15 protein-coding genes are annotated in these 14,424 nt (G+C 63.3%); 9 read left to right on the top strand and 6 right to left on the bottom strand.

Annotated features, from left to right (window positions below):
* Positions 1 to 176: 176 nt before the first annotated feature.
* Both RCO24_RS01655 and RCO24_RS01660 read right to left on the bottom strand, forming a co-directional pair.
* A complete protein-coding gene (locus RCO24_RS01655; protein WP_308959622.1) occupies positions 177 to 1,187 on the bottom strand; it encodes a YncE family protein in 1,011 nt (336 codons plus the stop codon).
* Positions 1,187 to 1,717: an SRPBCC family protein gene (locus RCO24_RS01660; protein ID WP_374990919.1), complete on the bottom strand. Its 531-nt coding sequence runs from the start codon at positions 1,715 to 1,717 to the stop codon at positions 1,187 to 1,189. Before RCO24_RS01660 ends, RCO24_RS01655 begins: the two co-directional genes overlap by 1 nt.
* Positions 1,718 to 1,939: 222 nt before the next feature.
* On the opposite strand from RCO24_RS01660, the gene RCO24_RS01665 reads away from it, so the two are divergent.
* The 5 genes from RCO24_RS01665 to RCO24_RS01685 all read left to right on the top strand — a co-directional run bounded on the left by RCO24_RS01665 (position 1,940) and on the right by RCO24_RS01685 (position 7,178).
* On the top strand, positions 1,940 to 3,241 hold the full coding sequence (locus tag RCO24_RS01665) for a formylmethanofuran dehydrogenase (RefSeq protein WP_308959625.1): 1,302 nt from the start codon (positions 1,940 to 1,942) through the stop codon (positions 3,239 to 3,241).
* 73 nt (positions 3,242 to 3,314) lie between these two features.
* The gene (locus RCO24_RS01670) at positions 3,315 to 5,006 is read left to right on the top strand and encodes a formylmethanofuran dehydrogenase subunit A (protein ID WP_308959626.1); all 1,692 of its coding nucleotides are present in this window, start codon (positions 3,315 to 3,317) and stop codon (positions 5,004 to 5,006) included.
* Positions 5,007 to 5,008: 2 nt separating this feature from the next.
* Positions 5,009 to 5,917, top strand: coding sequence for a formylmethanofuran--tetrahydromethanopterin N-formyltransferase (fhcD, locus tag RCO24_RS01675; RefSeq protein WP_308959627.1), 909 nt, complete (start codon positions 5,009 to 5,011; stop codon positions 5,915 to 5,917).
* The gene (locus RCO24_RS01680; protein WP_308959628.1) at positions 5,914 to 6,723 is read left to right on the top strand and encodes a formylmethanofuran dehydrogenase subunit C; all 810 of its coding nucleotides are present in this window, start codon (positions 5,914 to 5,916) and stop codon (positions 6,721 to 6,723) included. Before fhcD ends, RCO24_RS01680 begins: the two co-directional genes overlap by 4 nt.
* A 254-nt stretch (positions 6,724 to 6,977) precedes the next feature.
* Positions 6,978 to 7,178: a hypothetical protein gene (locus RCO24_RS01685; protein ID WP_308959629.1), complete on the top strand. Its 201-nt coding sequence runs from the start codon at positions 6,978 to 6,980 to the stop codon at positions 7,176 to 7,178.
* A 36-nt stretch (positions 7,179 to 7,214) separates the two neighbouring features.
* Here the strand turns inward: RCO24_RS01685 and RCO24_RS01690 are convergent, their stop codons facing one another.
* Positions 7,215 to 7,958, bottom strand: coding sequence for a DUF1194 domain-containing protein (locus RCO24_RS01690; protein WP_374990920.1), 744 nt, complete (start codon positions 7,956 to 7,958; stop codon positions 7,215 to 7,217).
* 254 nt (positions 7,959 to 8,212) lie between these two features.
* On the opposite strand from RCO24_RS01690, the gene RCO24_RS01695 reads away from it, so the two are divergent.
* The 3 genes from RCO24_RS01695 to RCO24_RS01705 all read left to right on the top strand — a co-directional run bounded on the left by RCO24_RS01695 (position 8,213) and on the right by RCO24_RS01705 (position 12,053).
* Positions 8,213 to 8,608 (top strand): DUF2946 family protein, encoded by a 396-nt coding sequence (locus RCO24_RS01695; RefSeq protein WP_308959632.1) that lies wholly within the window; start codon positions 8,213 to 8,215, stop codon positions 8,606 to 8,608.
* 90 nt (positions 8,609 to 8,698) lie between these two features.
* Positions 8,699 to 10,945, top strand: coding sequence for a TonB-dependent receptor domain-containing protein (locus RCO24_RS01700; RefSeq protein ID WP_308959633.1), 2,247 nt, complete (start codon positions 8,699 to 8,701; stop codon positions 10,943 to 10,945).
* Positions 10,946 to 11,075: 130 nt separating this feature from the next.
* Positions 11,076 to 12,053 (top strand): DUF1775 domain-containing protein, encoded by a 978-nt coding sequence (locus tag RCO24_RS01705; protein ID WP_308959635.1) that lies wholly within the window; start codon positions 11,076 to 11,078, stop codon positions 12,051 to 12,053.
* A gap of 267 nt (positions 12,054 to 12,320) precedes the next feature.
* On the opposite strand, the gene RCO24_RS01710 is transcribed toward RCO24_RS01705, so the two are convergent.
* On the bottom strand, positions 12,321 to 12,524 hold the full coding sequence (locus tag RCO24_RS01710) for a hypothetical protein (protein ID WP_308959636.1): 204 nt from the start codon (positions 12,522 to 12,524) through the stop codon (positions 12,321 to 12,323).
* A 268-nt stretch (positions 12,525 to 12,792) separates the two neighbouring features.
* On the opposite strand from RCO24_RS01710, the gene RCO24_RS01715 reads away from it, so the two are divergent.
* Positions 12,793 to 13,539: a cupin domain-containing protein gene (locus RCO24_RS01715; RefSeq protein WP_308959637.1), complete on the top strand. Its 747-nt coding sequence runs from the start codon at positions 12,793 to 12,795 to the stop codon at positions 13,537 to 13,539.
* 150 nt (positions 13,540 to 13,689) lie between these two features.
* On the opposite strand, the gene pqqA is transcribed toward RCO24_RS01715, so the two are convergent.
* Positions 13,690 to 13,779, bottom strand: a complete 90-nt coding sequence (gene pqqA, locus RCO24_RS01720) for a pyrroloquinoline quinone precursor peptide PqqA (RefSeq protein ID WP_020086227.1) — start codon at positions 13,777 to 13,779, stop codon at positions 13,690 to 13,692.
* A 165-nt stretch (positions 13,780 to 13,944) separates the two neighbouring features.
* Positions 13,945 to 14,418, bottom strand: a complete 474-nt coding sequence (locus RCO24_RS01725; protein WP_308959639.1) for a MaoC family dehydratase — start codon at positions 14,416 to 14,418, stop codon at positions 13,945 to 13,947.
* Between the last annotated feature and the right edge of the window lie 6 nt (positions 14,419 to 14,424).

Consider the following 14,424-nt stretch of genomic DNA (forward strand, 5'->3'; position numbering starts at 1 on the left):
TTCCTCCTTCAGGGCGCCGTTTTGGCTGCTCTCTTGGGAATTCTTCTAGCGCCAGCGGCTACGCCCCGGCAATCATCCCGATGATGAATTCTTTGAAAGGCAGGGATTTTCGGGCATCAGGCCCCGGTTTCACGGTCAGAACCGAGCGATCCGGCCGGGGACTAGCGGGCAAAGGACTAGCGCAAGAACTGGCCGAACGCCCGAGGGCCGTCGCCAACCGGAATGCGCGCCGTCACCTCCAGAGTTGCCGTATCAATCCGCTCCAGCGTGTTGGCCTCCCAACACGCCACGTAAACGGCCTCACCGGTCGGATCGGCCTCGATGCCTTCCGGATACTCGCCGACCTCGATGGTCTTGATCACGGTCAGCGTTTCGAGATCGAATACGGTCACCGTGCCTCCGTACTGGTCGGTGACGAACCCCTTCCCGGCCGCGAGCGCGACGGCATAGGGGCGCCGGCCAACCTTGACGGTGCCTGCGACTTTGCCCGTTGCGAGATCGACGACGCTGACGTCGTCGCTTCCCACATTGGCGGTGTAGGCGCGCTTGCCGGCGCGGTCCACGGTGACGCCGAACGGGCGTTCGCCGACCGTTACGTGCCCGGTCCGGGCGAACGTGGCGGCATCGATCAGGGAGATCTCGTTGCTGTCGCGATCGGCGGTGACGATGCGGGCGCCGTCCGCCGTTACGGCGACACCCGACGGAGACTTGCCGACCTCGACGCTGCCGAGAATGCGGCCCTTGGCGGGATCAACGGCGTAGAGCTTGTGCTCGTACCAGTCGGCCACGAACACACGATCGCCCGCGGGATGGACCGCGATGCCGAGCGGGCCCTGGCCGACCGCGAAACGCGACGCGATCCGCCGCGCCGCGATATCGAAAACGACGAGTTCCTTGCTTTCAGGCGAGGTCAGATAGGCGAATGCCCCGTCGGGCGACACGGCGACGCCAGCGGGCTTGCCGCCGATCGTGATCGCGGGCGCAGAGGTCTGCGCCGCAAGATCGACGATCGACAGCGAGTCGCCTGTCTGATTCGTCACGAAAGCTTCGCGCGCGGCCTTGGCTGGTTCAGCGTGGGCCGCGGCCGGCGAGACGAGCACGCAGCAGACCAGGAGGGCCGCTGCGAGATGCCGGGCCTTGCAGCCTTGCACCCCGCGCGCCTTTCCTGCTTCGTGCCGCGCCGGCATCAGCCGCCTTCCAGCTTCTTCTTGAGCGCTGCGAGGCCCGACTGGAACACGCCCGTGATCGCCTTGACAGCGGCTTCGTCGGAGAGCTCCGGCGGCGGATCATTGTTCACGTAGCCGCGATAGAATGCGCTTTTCCATTCCACCTTCGATTTGTCGCCGTCTGGCGTCACGGTGAGGTGGGCCGAGTAATTGGTGACCGGCACGAGCTTCACGTCGACTTCGGTGATCTCGTAGGAGAGCGTCTTGCCCTCGGCATTGTACTTGGTCAGCTTCTCGAAGATCTGACCGCCACCCTCGAGGGTGAGCACGCGGGTGGCGCCGACGTCGTTGCCGCCCTTGCCCTCGGTCTTCTTGAAGGCCGGGTGCCAGCCCATGTCCTGGAAATTGCCGACGACGGCCCAGACCTTGTCTGCGGGCGCGTTGATCTCGACCGACTCAGTGACCTTCTGTCGGGAGGGCCCGTGCGCCGTTGCGGCGAACGGCAGCAGGCACACCAGCGCCAGGGTTGAAGCAAACAATCTAAGCATCAGTATAATCCTCCGGGATTCCGTCTTCGGCAGGCTTATCTCAAGCCGGCGCCGGACAATAATTAAGAGACAGCGCCTACGCAATCGGTGCGCGCATTCGCCACCCTGCAACGCAGCATTTCAGGTTCGAACGGCGGCAGCGGACTTCTCATCATCACACCAGTTGTTTTGAAACCCCGTCCATGCTTTGGTTCCGCGCCAAATCAAAATCACGAGACCTCAACAATGACGAATTGGACCCAAGCCAAGGGCCCGGGGGATTCCCCGAAGTCCAACGCGATCACCGACGTCGCCTGCCCATTCTGCGGTCTCGTTTGTGACGATCTGGAGATGGCGCGGGACGAATCCGGATTAAAAGTTACTAAGAATGGGTGCGAGAAGGCCGTCGCCGGGTTCGAGCGTAAGGTCGACGGTGCGCGTCCGCAGGTTGACGGACGCGACGTGGACCTCGAAACGGCGATCCGCGCGGCGACCGACCTGATCCGCAAATCCTCGCTGCCGCTGTTCGGCGGCCTCGGCACCGACGTCAACGGCATCCGCTCCGTGCTGGCACTCGCCGACAAGGCGGGCGGCGTTATCGATCATGCCCTCTCCGAGGGGCAGTACCGGAACTTCCGCGTGCTCCAGACCACAGGCTGGATCATGACGACGCTCACGGAAGCGCGTAACCGCGCCGACGTATTCGTCATCGTCGGCAGCGACCTTCAGAAGCTGCACCCGCGCTTCTTCGAGCGCATCGTCAATGTCGAGCAGTCGCTGCTCTCCGAAGCGCCGCCGAAGCGGACCGTCGTGTTCATCGGCAAGGGGCTCGATCAATCGGGCGTCAAAGGCTCGCGCATCGGCGAGATCATCACGCTTCCGTGCGAGCTTGACCGTATCAGTGAGGTGGTCGCCGCGCTCGCCGCCGAGATCAGGGGCACGCCGCCCAGCGCCGACACCGTTGCCGGTGTCCCGACCGCCGACATCAAGGCGCTCGCCGAGCGCTGCCGGGCCGCCAGCTACCCCGTTTTCGTGTGGGCGCCGCCGAGCCTCGCGTTCCCGAACGCCGACCTGGTGGTCAACACGGTCTCGGATCTCGTCAAGGACCTCAACGTCAAGGGCCGCGCGGCTGGGCTTGCGCTCGGCGGCAACGAAGGCGCGATCTCGGCCGGTGCCGTCAGCTCCTGGCAGAGCGGCTATCCGCTGCGGGTTTCCTTCGCCAGCGGCAAGCCCGACTACGACTTCCAGCGCTACGCGATCCCGAGCATGCTGGCGAACGGCGAAGGCGACCTACTGGTCTGGCTCGCGTCGTTCACGCCCGATCTCGGGCCGCCCGCCACGAAGCTGCCGACGATCGTGCTCGGCACGCCCGGCATCAAGCTTCAGAGCACACCCGCCGTCTTCATTCCGGTCGGCACGCCCGGCGCAGACCACGGCGGTCGCATCATCCGGGTCGACAACGTCGTCTCGCTGCCGCTTCGCGATCTCGGCCGGTCGAACCTGCCCAAAGCCGCGGATATCTTTGCAGCGATCGAACTCGCCCTTTAGTTAGTTTCGGCCGTGTTTCCTGTCGCCCCCGCGATCCGGGAAGCACCCTAAGCCCGCCTCGAGGACCTAACAAATGCTCATCAAGTTCACCGGCGGTACCGTCTACGACCCCATGAACGGGGTCAACGGCGAGGTGCGGGACATCTACGCCCGCGACGGCCGCATCGTCGCGGCGCCTCCCCCCGGCACCAAAATCGACCAGGAATTCTCGCTCGCCGGCCGTACCGTCATGGCGGGTGCCATCGATCCGCACAGCCACATCGGCGGCGGCAAGGTCACGATCGGGCGCATGATGCTGCCCGAGGATCACCAGGGCCATGAAGTGGCACGCACCGACCTCATGCGCTCGGGCTGCGGGCATGCCGTGCCTTCCACCATGACGGCCGGCTATCGGTACGCGGAGATGGGCTACACGGCGGCGTTCGAGCCCGCCATGCTGCCGGCCAACGCACGCCAGGCGCACCTCGAAATGGGCGACACGCCCATGATCGACAAGGGCGCGTTTGTCATGCTCGGCAACGATGACTTCTTCCTGCGCGCCGTTGCGCAGAAGAAGGACTTCTCGTTCATCAAGGACTACATCGCCTGGACGATGCACGCCTCGCAGGCGCTCGCGGTCAAGATCGTGAACCCAGGCGGCATCAGCGCCTTCAAGTTCAACCAGCGACAGCTCGACCTCGACGAGAAGCACGCCTTCTACGGCATGACCCCGCGCGACATCATCCTGACGCTCGCGCGCGGCATGAAGGAACTCGGCGTTCCTCATCCGATTCACATTCACGGCTGCAACCTGGGCGTTCCCGGCAGCATGCATTCCACGCTCGCGACCATCAAGGGCGCGGAAGGATTGCCGCTCCACCTGACGCACATCCAGTTCCACAGCTACGGCACCGAAGGGGACATGAAGTTCTCCTCGGGCGCGCCGCAGATCGCCGAGTTGCTGAACCAGCATTCGAACGTGTCGATCGATATCGGGCAGATCATGTTCGGCCAGACGTGCACCGCGTCGGGCGACAGCATGCGCCAGTACGGCAACACGAAGTCCGCCGATCCCAAGAAGTGGGTCGTCATGGACATCGAATGCGACAACGGCTGCGGCGTGGTGCCGATGAAGTACCGCGACAAGAGCTACGTCAACGCGCTGCAGTGGGCGATCGGCCTCGAATTGTTCCTGCTCGTCAACGATCCGTGGCGCATCTTCCTCACCACCGACCATCCGAACGGCGCGCCGTTCTACTATTATCCGCACCTGATCCGGCTGCTGATGGACCGCACGTTCCGCAATGAGATGCTCGAAAAGCTGCATCCCGGCGCGCAGGCGGCGACCATCCTGAAGTCGCTCACCCGCGAGTACTCGCTCTATGAGATCGCGATCATGACGCGTGCAGGCCCTGCAAAGAGCCTCGGCCTCCGCGACCGCGGGCATCTCGGCGTAGGCGCGACGGCCGACATCACCGTGTACGAAGAAAACGCAGACGACCGCGAGGCGATGTTCAAGACGCCGCTGTTCGTGTTCAAGAACGGCGAGCTGATCGTCAAGAATGGCAAGGTCGTCAAAGTGGTCGCCGGCGCGACGCATGTGGCTCGGCCCGAATACGACCGCGCTATCGAGAAGCCGTTGCGTGAGTATTTCGACCGTTACCACACCGTGAAGCTGGACAACTTCCGTCTCTCCGACCAGGAAATCGTCGACAGCAATTGCGGCCATACTGGCGGAGAATGCGGCTGCGTCATCGTTCAGCCGTGCGGACCGAGGACCTCCTGACAATGAGCGCCATCACAAGAAACGGCGTCACGATCGACGACACCTTCGCCGAAGCCTTCGGCATGAGCGGGCTCGGCCTCGTGATCACGGCCGATACCCTGAAGTGGGCCAAGATCTCGGCCCAGGTGATGACCGGGTTCGGCACCTCGGTCATCGGCTGCGGCGCGGAGTGCGGTATCGACCGCGAGCTTTCGCCGTCCGAGACGCCGGACGGACGCCCCGGCGTGCGGGTGCTGATGTTCGGCTTCTCTCCGGACGCCTTGAAGCCGCAGCTCCTGAATCGCGTTGGCCAGTGCGTGCTGACCAGCCCGGGATCGGCTTGCTACAACGGCCTCGACAGCCCGACCAAGCTTGGGCTCGCCTCCGGTCCGCGCTTTTTCGGCGACGGCTGGCAAACGGCCAAGAAGCTCGGCAAGCGCCGCTTCTGGCGCGTGCCCGTCATGGATGGCGAGTTCGTCATCGAGGACAAATGCGGTCTCACGACCGAAGCCGTCGGCGGCGGCAACCTTTTGATCCTCGGCCGCGATCGCGCGGGCCTGCTCGAAGCAACCGAGGCCGCGGTCGACGCCATCGCCAAAGTCGATGACGTGATCACGCCGTTCCCCGGCGGTATCGTGCGTTCGGGCTCGAAGGTCGGCTCGAAATACAAGGGCGCCATCGCCTCGACCAACGACGCGTTCTGCCCGACGCTCAAGGGCGCCGTCAAAACCGAGTGCAGCCCGGACACCATCGCGGTGCTCGAGATCGTGATCGACGGGCTGACCTCCAAGTCCGTTGCCGAAGCTATGCGCGTCGGCCTCAAAACCATCATCGAGACGGGCGCCGCCAAAGGCGTCACGCGGGTCTCCGCCGGCAATTACGGCGGCAAGCTCGGCCAGCACCACTATCACCTGAAGGATCTGCTGCCATGAGCACGCTGAGCTTCACTTTGCGGCAGGCGCCGACCCAGCCGATCAATCTGTCGGCGTTGATCCCGTCGAAGCTCGCCGGGCTGTCGCTTGGCGATATCGAAGCACTACCGCTCGTAGACGGACCCAACGCGCTGCAGGTCGGCGACGTGTTTGCCGTCTCGGGCTCGCTTGGCGAGACGATCGCGATCTCGGGCGGATCATCATTTCTCGACCATGTCGGCGAAGGCCTGGATCAGGGCACGATCATCGTCGAGGGCAAGGTCGGCAACCACGCCGGCCGCGGCATCAAGGGCGGCAAGCTCGAGATCGGCGGCGACGCAGGTGCATATCTCGCATCGACCGCCAAGGGCGGCATTGTTCACGTGAAGGGCTCGGCCGGCGATTTCCTCGGTGGCACGCGTCCCGGCGATCGCTTCGGCATGCTCGGCGGCACGGTGGTCGTCGAAGGCAATGTCGGACAGCGCGCAGGCGAGCGCATGCGGCGTGGCGTGGTTGTGGCACGCGGCAAGTTCGGCCCGGCGGCAGGCTCGCGCATGGTGGGCGGCACGCTGTGGACGGAAGCCGGTTTCGGGGCACGCCCGGGTCCGCTGCTCCGGCGCGGCACGCTGATCGGCCCCTCGGTCGACGAGCTTCTGCCGACGTTCGCCGACTGCGGCCGTATCGATCCGGTGATCCTCGGCATCCTCTCGCGCTACGTTGCCCAAACGCTCGGGCCGCTCGCACCGAAGCCGCTGCCACCGCTGGTCCGTAAGTTTGCGGGCGACCGCGCGACCATCGGCAAGGGCGAGATCCTGCTCACGGCTTAAGGCTTGTCTGGCTTCGATTTTGAGGCTTTCAACCCCGCCCTTTCCGCCTTCGGGCTGCACAGGGCGGGGTTTTTTCTTTTCTGCGCCTCAAAACCGCCGGCCGGGTTGCTGCGTATCGCTTGGACATGAGACCGATTTTCACGCTTTGGATTGATGGGGTCCAAAGTGATTATGGTCCAAGACCGGGCGCATCCGAACGCGCCCGGCACCAACGATAAGCCCGATCCCATCAGGGCCCAAGGAGACGCCGCCCCATGCTCAGCATCGTTCTGTCGGCCTGCCTGATCGCCAATCCGGGCCAGTGCAAAGACTTCAAAATTCCGCTCGACGTGGACATGGATGCGATGCAGTGCGCGATGGCGGCACCACCCTATTTTGCCCAATGGGTCGAAGAGCATCCGCAGTGGCAGATCCGGCGCTGGAAATGCCAGCCGTCGTCGCTCAACGATACGTGAGGCAACGCGCAGCGGGGCAGCAGGCAGAGATCGACTTCAATTCGACAGACGGGCTTCCTTCTTCGGAAGCGGTAGGCCGCTGATCTCGATCATGAACTTCTGGCGAATGGCGCGGCCGAAGTCGCCGAAGCCGTGAGCCGGCAGGATGAACGAGCTCGGCCCGCCCATGATGTTGTCGCGATACCATTGCTCGAGCGTGGGGCCTTCGTCGCCTTCCAGAATCGGCAAACCGTTCACGGTCACGCCCGATGCAGCCAACTCGTCGCGCACGCTCGCGGGCGGCTCCTCGGGATTGCAGTTTTCGCGCCCGTCTCCCGAGACATCGACGATGATCCGCAGAGCCTTGGCCGGGATCTGCGGAACGACCTTGTCCGAAATCGTCCGCAGCATGCCCGAGACGCATGTGAATTCGCCCGTTTGGCGCGGAAGTGCGCGCACCTTGGCCGCGACCGCCGCCGCATCCGCGGCGCTCGCGATGCGCTGCCAGGGCAGCGAGAGCCGCGGCTTGTCGGCCCACGTCACCATCGCGACCAGGATGCCGCCCTGGGGGCCGTTGAGAATTGCCTTCAGAACCTCCGGGTCTTCCAACGCCTTGGCGATGCCTTCCATCTGCAGCTTGTAGCGCTCCTCGTCGACCGAGTTCGAAACGTCGACCGAAACGATGAGAGCGGTATCGACTTCGAGCGGTGGCGCTGCATTCTGGGCATTTGCGGCGGCGAGGAATGCGATCACACCGGCACACAGCACCAGCCAGCCCCAGGCAACGACACGAGAGGTCATCATTCTTGCTCTTCTTTTCGTTTTGGCTCGGATCATCCAGCCGGCATCTTAACCTTGCCCTTCGGCGCGCCGCCAGGGCCTGACGGCACTCTCAGGCAAATCGCCCAATCGCGCTGCGTCCGGTCTCTGCACTGTGGCCTCGAAGGCACGCAAAGCCGCGCCGTCCGCACTTGCCCGACTTGCCAAGGCGGAATGGGCCGCATACCGTGCGCCTGACTCCGCAAACCGGCGGGAAACGAAGGACACCGGTCCCCGTGCGAACGCGCGCCATCGTCACTGTGTTTTTGCTGTTCGTGCTGGCTGTTCGCAGCCTGCTTCCGCACGGCTACATGGTGCAGGCCGCCGATGCGTCCGACGGCGTATTCGAAATCGTCATTTGTACGAGCTCGGGACTGCAGCTTTTGAGTGTCGGTGACGACGGCACCGCTCCCCCGCAGAAACCTCAGCATGTCGAGAATGGGCTTTGCCCGTTCGCCGCAGCCGGTGCCGCAGCGCTTGCGGCCGCTGCACCCGCGACCCTTGCCAGCGAAGCCGAATACGCGGCGGTCACCTACACACTCGCCGTCGCGCTTTTCTCTGAAACACCGAAGCCCGGGGCGACCTCCGCCCGCGGTCCGCCTTCCCAACTGATTTCTGTTTCCCTCGCGTAAAGCGTGTGCCGGTAGCGGCTGCCGCTGTTTCCCGATCCTCGGAACAGCAGGGCCCGCTGCCCGACTTCAGAATCAATTTGGGTACCTGTCATGACATCGCGTTTTCCGACGCGGACCTCTGGTCCGTCGTCAATCGCTTCATCTATTCGCCGCCCCGCTGCGCTCGGCGCAGCCTGGGCCGCCTTGTCGACTTTCGCGCTCTCGGAGCCGTCCTTCGCGCAAAACGCGCAGCCTCCCGTTACCGAGCTTCCCGAGGTGACGGTCACGACGACCACGACAGCCAAGAAAAAGAAGGCCGCCAAGGCGGCGGCTCCGGTTGCGGCTTCGCAGCAAGCCGCAACGCCGGCAGCTTCGGCGCCCAGCGCCGGCGCTCCTGCCCCCGGCTCGCGCTCGGGCAGCCTGTCCGTGCCGACGACGGCGGAAGCCACCGCCGAGATCAATCGCACGCCGGGCGCGGTGGAGGTGGTGCCGGGGTCCGCCTATCAGACGTCGACGCCTGCAACCACGATCAAGGATGCGCTCGACTACGTGCCGGGCGTTTTCGTGCAGCCGAAGTGGGGCGACGACAGCCGTCTTTCGATCCGCGGCTCGGGCCTCTCGCGCAATTTCCATCTGCGCGGCGTTCAGCTTTTCATGGACGGGATCCCGATCAACACCGCCGATGGTTACGGCGATTTCCAGGAGATCGATCCGACCGCGTACCGTTACATCGAGGTTTTCAAGGGCGGCAACGCGCTGCGATTTGGCGCGAACTCGCTCGGCGGCGCCATCAACTTCGTGATGCCGACGGGGTATGACTCGGACCTGTTCGGCGCGCGCATCGACGTCGGCAGCTTCGGCTTCCGCAAGGCGGCTGTCAGCTCGGGTGGCGTCTCCGGCGCAGTGGACTATTTCGCGACCGTCACCGCGCAGGAGACCGACGGCTTCCGCGATCACAGCGACGGCGAGAGCATTCGCGGATCGATGAACGTCGGCTATCGCCTTTCGGAGAACGTCGAGACGCGCTTCTATCTCAATGCCAACAACGTCGATCAGCGCATTCCGGGCAGCGTGACGAAGAGCGTTGCGCTCAATTCACCGGAGACGGCAGCGGCGGGCAACTTGCTCAACGACTATCAGCGCAACATCGACACGTTGCGCATCGCCAACAAGACCGCGATCCGCATTGCCCCAGGCACACTGGTGGAGGTTGGCGCATTCAACGTCGATCGGCACCTGATGCATCCGATCTTCCAGTGGCTCGACTATCGCTATGACGACTACGGCGCGTTTGCCCGTCTCTCCGATGAGAGCCGGATCGGCGGATTCGCAAACCGTCTCATCGCCGGCGTCAATCTTCACAACGGAAATACCGACGTCAGGCAGTATGTGAACGTCCGGGGCCAGAAGGGCGCGCAGACGGTCGATGCCGAGGATACGTCGCGCAACTTCAGCGCCTATTTCGAGAACCATTTCTTCGTGACGCCGGACGTAGCGGTAGTTGCCGGCACTCAATTTTTGCATGCGACGCGCAAGCGCGAGGTTGAATTCGGCGCGACACCCGGCGAGACCGAATTCAACCTCTGGAGCCCGAAGGTCGGCGTGCTGTGGGACGTTACGCGCAATTCACAGGTGTTTGCGAACGTCTCGCGCAGCGCGGAAGTGCCGAGCTTCGGCGAGAGCGTGAACGTCGGACCGACGGTCATTCCATTTTATGACATCAAGGCTCAACGCGCGACGACTTATGAAATCGGAACGCGTGGCGCGAATGCAAACTTTACCTGGGATCTCACGGCCTACCGCTCCGAAATCAAAAACGAGCTCATGTGCTTTTACAGCGCCTTCGGCAACTGCAATGTCAGCAATGCCGATAGGACCGTCCACCAAGGACTCGAGCTCGGGGGTGGTGCTGCGATCGCAAAGGGGATCATCGCCAACGGCGCCAACCCCGACACTCTCTGGCTTCACGCCTCCTATACGTTCAATGACTTCTTCTTCGACAACGACAAGGACTTCGGCGACAACGAGCTGCCCGGCGCACCGCGCCACTACCTGCGGGCCGAGCTGCTCTACAAGCATCCGAGCGGCGTCTATTTCGGCCCCAACATCGAATGGGTGCCCGAGGCCTACTATGTCGACAGTGCCAATACGTTGGACACCGAGGCCTACGCCATCTGGGGCGCGAAGATCGGCTTCGACAACGGCGGCCCGATTACGGCCTATATCGAAGGACGCAATCTCTCGGACGAGGCCTACATCGCCAGTGCCAGCATTCTCGATCGGGCTAATGCCAATTCGACACTGTTCGAGCCCGGCAACGGACGTGCGATCTACGGTGGCGTCCAGGTGAAATGGTGAGAATCATGCGCTTTCGGCGTCGCGGCTCCTCCTCCCGATCGTTCGTGACGCCGATCGCGCGTGCGTGGATGGCGCACAGCAGCGCCATCCACATTCAATCGTCTGCCCTTGCTTATTTTGGAGTCAGCCAATGACCCTCTCAAATGTTCTCAAGACCGCGTCGGCCGCTTTCATGCCGCTGGTGTTCATCGCGAGCGCGGCACCTGCGTTTGCGCACGTCAGCCTCGAGCGCGGCGAAGCGCAGGGCGGGGCATCCTACAAAGCCGTGCTCAAAATTCCGCACGGCTGCGACGGATCGCCGACCCAGACGGTTCGGGTCGAGATCCCAGAAGGCTTCATCGGCGTGAAGCCGATGCCAAAGCCGGGCTGGAAACTCGAAACGGTGCGCGGCCCATACGCAAAATCCTACGCCTTCTATCACGGCAAATCGCTAACCGAGGGCGTCAAGCAAATCACGTGGTCCGGCGGCGAGCTGGCCGACGAGCATTACGACGAGTTCGTCGCCTCGGGCTTCCTCGCAAAGGAGCTGGAGCCTGGCGCGTCGCTCTATTTCAAGGTGACCCAGGTTTGCCCGAAGGGTGAGCTTCGTTGGGTCGAGGTTCCGGCGGAAGGCCAGAACCCGCATGATCTCGAAGCACCCGCCGCCTTGCTCAAAATCGCGTCCGACGAGACCGGCGCTGCGCCCGGCACAGCCTCGATCACAGTCGGTACGCTTTCGATCGAAGGCGGGTGGACGCGCGCCACGCCGCATGGCGCCAAGGTGGCGGCGGGCTATCTGACGATCCGCAATACCGGAAGCGAAGCCGACACCCTGGTTTCCGTCGAAACGCCGATCGCGGCGCGCGGCGAGATCCACGACATGACGATGACGGACGGCGTGATGCGCATGCGCCGGCTCGCCGACGGCATCGAGATTCCAGCCGGCGGCAGCGTCGCGCTCAAGCCGGGCGGCATGCATCTCATGTTCATCGATCTCAAGCAGCCATCCGTCGAAGGCGGGAAGGTTGCCGTAAAGCTCACCTTTAAGAGCGGCGCGACGGCGGAGTTGGAGTTGCCGATCCGCAAGCTCGGCGCGGCGGGTGACTCGTCAGGCGGCCACCAGCACTGAGGAAATCATCCGGCAAATGCAATTGGCCCCGGCCCGCGATCCACGGGCTGGGGCCAATTGCTGTCTTCTCTCTCCCGGTACCTAAGGAACTTACGGGTTCTGAATTTCGTTAGATGTGCGAAAGGAGTTTGCTCATGCACCCCTTCTTCGCACTGTATCTGTGGTCTGAGATGCTCCAGTTGATCGCGCTGCCGACACGCACCGGAGATCCTGCGCATTCCACTTCCAAATTTTCTGACTCGAGTGAAAGCGGCGGCTCGGATGGCGTTAGGCCGAAGGCCCCCGCATCATGCTTTCCTTGAGACCGGTTTCGTTGCCTCGCCAGCGGGCGACGGCTTTGCGACGACGCTCCAGCTCTTCGGTCCAGGGATATCGTATCGGCGAATGCTCAGATTGGCTCGCCGAACGCACTTTCGTGGGCAGGTAGGTGACAGTCGACGCTGTCTTGAAAAGAGCGGCTGAGTTTTTCATGAGGCGACTTACTCCGTTACGCTTCATCTGCTCAGTTGCCGGGCAAGAACGTTTCGATCCTCTTCCGGTTCCCCTCGTCTTTCTCACTGCGAGAATTCCTCTCGTCCTCCACCTTTCGGTTCCGTGCCCCTCGGGCATCGAGTAAAGACTCGCTCGCGCACGAGGAAAAGCCAAAACAGAGCCGATCGTCTTCACAAGGTCGTCATGCCAACTTTCACGGATGACCCTTCGCGAGTGGCTCATCACCACCCCAATCCGGAGATCAGACATGACACGGTTCGTTCGCCTCTCGCCCCATGGAGCGGGGCAACTCGAGGACTGGGGGCCTATGCCCAGTGATGATCTGATCGCAGGAAAAGGGCAACAATTCGGCCACTTATGGCTCGATGACCCGGTGTGCGGTCTGATGGTCGGTGTGTGGTCGTGCTCGCCGATGACGGGAAAAATGGGACCCTGGTCGACCAACGAAGTGATGATGCTGATCGAGGGCAGCGTCGCGATCGATCACGCCGACGGAACGAGCCTCGATGTCTCTGCGGGAGAAGCCTTTTTCATTCCGAAGGGCACCGTTTGCTCCTGGCGGCAGGCGGGCAATCTTAAGAAATTTTTTGTCATACACAGCGACAGCTCGGGTCTCGTGGCGCCGGATGCCGCTCAGCTCAAGGCGCGCAAGATCGATCTGTCGGCGCCGCTGTCTCCTACAGACGGACCGGATGCCTCATTGCTCTCCGGTGCTGCGCCGACGTGCCATGAAAACACAGCTTTTACAGATCTCACAGGCCAGCTCACGGCCGGGATCTGGTCGGCGACGCCCTATCTGCGGACGTCCGTCCCCGCGTCGCGCCACGAGCTGATGCATATCCTGGAAGGTGAGACGACGCTGATCGACGGCTCGGGGCAGAGCGAAACATTCGCTGCGGGAGACACGGTGTTCGTTCCGCTCGGCGCCGTCACCGGATGGAGCAGCACACAGCCGGTAAGGAAAATCTTCTGCAGTTTCACGCCCGCTGCGTAATTGTGCGCGTGCTGCCGTGAAATGCTGCGGCGCAAAACAAAACGGCGGCCGCATTAGCGACCGCCGCACGATCATGCAGGGCGTAATCGATTTCTCTAAATCCTCGCCTCTCGCGTCAGCCCGATGTGATCTGGCGCGACGGCGTTCGGTTTAGATGAGATCGATTTCGGCCGGCAGATACGAGGTAACCTCGAGGCCAACTTCCTGCTCGCGAACCGAGGGCTTCATCCAGGTCTTCATGGTGGTCTCCTTGGGTTGGTGGCGGTTTTCGTGGTCCGCCCGTCTTATGGTTGCAAGCTAGCTCAACCTCGCACGCTCCGGCCAATCGTATTTTCCGTGACCGCCTATAAGTGGCACTGATGCTATGGTGTAACAGTTGTTGCGATCACGCCCTGGTGCATCGCCTCAAGCTGCTGCATTCGGCCGGCGCGGCACGACGAGCCGCGCAGTCATGATCTGTACGATCTCGTCCGCCTGGTTCAGCGTCTCGCTGCGCATGGTCACCATGCCGCGATCTGGGCGCGACGCCGACGGCTTCGCAGCCACGACCTCGCCGACGACACGAAGCTCATCGCCGGGGTGCACAGCCCGTGGCCACTGGATTTCGCCGCCTGCACCAATCACGCCGCCCGCAATCGGAAGGCCGCTGGTCACCAGCAGACGCATGGTGAGCGCAGCCGTGTGCCAGCCGCTGGCGACAAGCCCGCCAAAAAAACTCTGCTCGGCTGCGGCCTCGTCGAGATGAAAGGGTTGCGGATCGAAGCTCGCCGCAAATGCCTTGATCGCCTCTGGATCGAGCCGCACAGTTCCGGTCGTGAAACGGCGACCGACAGGAAGGTCCTCGAGGTAAAGCGGAGGACCAAGTTCATCGCTGCTCATGCTGGC

Origin of the sequence: Hyphomicrobium sp. LHD-15 (assembly GCF_031157355.1) — a bacterium.
In the GTDB taxonomy this organism is placed as follows: Bacteria; Pseudomonadota; Alphaproteobacteria; order Rhizobiales; family Hyphomicrobiaceae; genus Hyphomicrobium_C.